The following is a 2,838-nucleotide window of genomic DNA, read 5'->3' as shown; positions in this document are numbered from 1 at the left end:
CGCGGCTCGCGAACATGCTTGAGCATCACACGTCCCCGCGGATGCGACATTGATCCGTGGCAAGCCGCTGCGTCGTCGAAGGCCGCGAACCGGAACAACCGCCACTTTCTCGGGTTCTCGCGCGTGCGGGCGCCTGCGCCCGGAGCGCAGACGATGCGGAGGATGACGTCATGGCGGACCGGTGGATGGACGAGCGCGACCGGGAGTGGCGCGAACGCGACTGGCGCCGCGCCGAGGCTCTGGGCCGCGGCGAGGCGGATCGCGAGCGCCTCGGGCCGGCGCGGGACTATGAGGAGGACCGTTCCTGGGCAGGTGCGGCCGAGGAGGACGACGAGCGGTATCAGGAGCTGCGCCGCCGGCGTGGGGCCTACCGCGAGGACGCGCCGGATTACGCCGGGCGATCCCGCATCGTCCGCGGCGGTCCGCAGGCCTATCGCGGCTCGGACGACGACGCGCGCAGCTATCGCGCGGATCGCGACCGCGAGGCGCGCCGGCGGGAAAGCCGGGAATGCGACCCTGATCCTGGGCGCAACTACGAGGACTATTTCCAGCGAAGCCGCGTCCGCTACGGCGACGCCGCGCGCGACGAGGGCTCCGGCGACTTCCTGCAACGCGCAGGCGAGCGGATCGGCGCCTGGTTCCGTGGCGAAGGCGACGAAGTCGAGCGCCGCTACGAGGCGGCGCCTGGACACCGCGGCCGCGGCCCGAAGGGCTATCGGCGCCCCGACGAGCGGATCAGCGAGGACGTCCACGACCGCCTGACGGACGATCCCTGGCTGGACGCCACCGACATCGAGGTGACGGTCAAGGACGGAGAGGTGACGCTGGTGGGCCATGTCGACAATCGCGAGGCCAAGCACCGCGCCGAGCGCCTGGTCGAAGACCTGTCCGGCGTCCGACACGTACAGAACAATCTGCGCGTCGATCCGAACGCGGCCTTTTCAGGGGCCGGGCGGGGGTTCGGCTCGAGTGCACTGGAGGCCGAGATGCGGCGCAACGAGTTGGCGACCGGCGTCGGGACTGTGGCGGAGCCGAAGAAACCGAGCTAGTAGGCGAACACCCGATAGCTCTCCTGGCGCTGCGCGGCCTCTTCCCGGGTCGCGAAGACCGGATTGAAGCGCAGCCAGCGTCGGGCGCGCGGCGGCAGGCCGGCCAGGACCTCGGCGGCCACGCGGATGGTCACCTCGGGACGGAACAGCCAGCGGCGGGAATAGCCGATCACGACCATGGGTCTGGGCGTGGCGCGAAGGTTCGGCGTGCCACGGTGGATGTGGCGCACGTCGCGGATCATCACGTCGCCGCGCCGCATGTAGCCGCGCGCCAGCGGGATCTCGCCGCTTTGGATCTTCGCCATGCCCTCGTCCTTCGACAGCATGTGGGTGCCGAACGCGTATTCCATGGGCCCGGTCTCGTCGGTCACGTCGATCAGCGGGAAGTTGACCGCCAGCTGGTAGGGCGGCGTCTCGACGCCGCTCTCGGGAAACAGCAGCTGGGTGTCGCGGTGCAGCGCCTGATGCTCGGAGCCCAGAAGCGGCGTGTCGCTCGCCAGCTGGCACATCACCCCGTCCGCCCCGACCAGCTCCTCGACCACCGCCATGATCGCGTCGTTGTCGATGATCGCCGGATCGGCCCAGAGATCCTGGAAGGGCAGGGTGACGTAGTAGCGGTTGGCGCCGCGGTTCGGATCCTCGCCCTCGCGCGCCACCGCCTCCTGCAGCAGCGGCTGGAACGCCAGGTTCCAGGCGTCGATGGTCGCGGTGGGGATCAGGCCGCGCAGGATGGTGACGCTGGTCTGGCGAACCTCGTCGGCGCGGGCCCGGGCTTCGGCTGGCGTAAGATTCATCGGGAACGCTCTTCGAAGGGGAGACTTCGAATGTAGTGGCGAGGGTCCAGCCACGCTTTCAGCGCCGATCGTCGCACGACAGAGTATTTTTCACGCCCTCGCGCTTTAGCGCATGGAGCTTGAGGCCGATGAGCCCGCTGGCCGTCGAACTGCTGGTCTCCACCCTGCTGGTGAGCCTGACGGTGGTGCTGCACCTCGTGGGGCTGGAGGTGCTGATGCGGCTCACCGGGCTGCACCTGAGGTTCCTCAAGACCGCCTGGCTGCACCTGGACCGGCTGCTGGTGCCGCTGGGCATCGCGCTCGGCCTGTTCGTCCTGCACGGGCTCGAGATCTGGATCTATGCCGCCGCCTATCGCGTGCTGGGCGCCCTGCCGGACGTCGAGGCGGCGCTTTACCTCTCGGCCAGCTCCTATTCGACGCTCGGCGAAGCAAATGCGGCCCTGCCGCAGGCCTGGCGCATCATCGGCGTGCTGGAGTCGGTGAACGGCATGCTGCTGATCGGCTGGTCGACCGCCTTCCTGTTCCAGACGCTGCGCTGGATCATGGCCCCGGATTCCGCCCATCCGTTGCCGGAAGGGGCGATCGCCAAGGATTAGGCGGCGGGCGAGGACGCCGGCAGCTTGTCGCCGCGGCCCAAGGGATCCGGCAAGGCCTCGCCCGTCGGCACGAACTGAAGCGAGACCGAGTTGATGCAATAGCGCAGGCGCGTCGGCGGCGGGCCGTCGGGGAAGACGTGGCCCTGATGGCTGTCGCAGCGCGCGCAGCGGGTCTCGATCCGCACCATGCCGTAGGAGGTGTCGCGCACGGCCGTGACGTGGGCCTCGTCGAACGGCGCCCAGAAGGACGGCCAGCCGGTGCCGCTCTCGAACTTGGTCTGGTGGCGGAACAGCGGCAGGCCGCAGAGCCGGCAGCAGTAGACCCCGTCGTCCTTCTGATCGAGCAGGCCGCCGCAGAACGGCGCCTCGGTCCCGTGATGCAGGAGGACGTCCGCCTCC

General features: G+C 69.6%; 4 protein-coding genes. 2 read left to right on the top strand and 2 right to left on the bottom strand.

Translation table 11 applies throughout. From position 1 onward, the window contains the following. Window positions 1-170 precede the first annotated feature (170 nt). Complete coding sequence (locus tag VJS38_RS01740; protein WP_324086431.1) at window positions 171-1,049, top strand: BON domain-containing protein; 879 nt, start codon at window positions 171-173, stop codon at window positions 1,047-1,049. Here VJS38_RS01740 and VJS38_RS01735 read toward each other — a convergent pair. Further along, window positions 1,046-1,843 (bottom strand): phytanoyl-CoA dioxygenase family protein, encoded by a 798-nt coding sequence (locus tag VJS38_RS01735; RefSeq protein ID WP_324086430.1) that lies wholly within the window; start codon window positions 1,841-1,843, stop codon window positions 1,046-1,048. The genes VJS38_RS01740 and VJS38_RS01735 overlap by 4 nt on opposite strands. A gap of 128 nt (window positions 1,844-1,971) precedes the next feature. On the opposite strand from VJS38_RS01735, the gene VJS38_RS01730 reads away from it, so the two are divergent. Beyond that, window positions 1,972-2,439 carry a two pore domain potassium channel family protein gene (locus VJS38_RS01730; protein ID WP_324086429.1) on the top strand — a complete coding sequence of 156 codons (468 nt, stop codon included), beginning with the start codon at window positions 1,972-1,974 and terminating at the stop codon, window positions 2,437-2,439. Here VJS38_RS01730 and msrB read toward each other — a convergent pair. Continuing rightward, a partial coding sequence (gene msrB / locus VJS38_RS01725) for a peptide-methionine (R)-S-oxide reductase MsrB (RefSeq protein WP_324086428.1) occupies window positions 2,436-2,838 on the bottom strand: 403 nt, incomplete at its 5' end. The genes VJS38_RS01730 and msrB overlap by 4 nt on opposite strands.

Source organism: Phenylobacterium sp. (genome assembly GCF_035276905.1).
Lineage (GTDB): Bacteria > Pseudomonadota > Alphaproteobacteria > Caulobacterales > Caulobacteraceae > Phenylobacterium.
The sequence above is the reverse complement of the archived record's forward strand: the minus strand, read 5'-3'. Positions and strand labels throughout refer to the sequence as shown.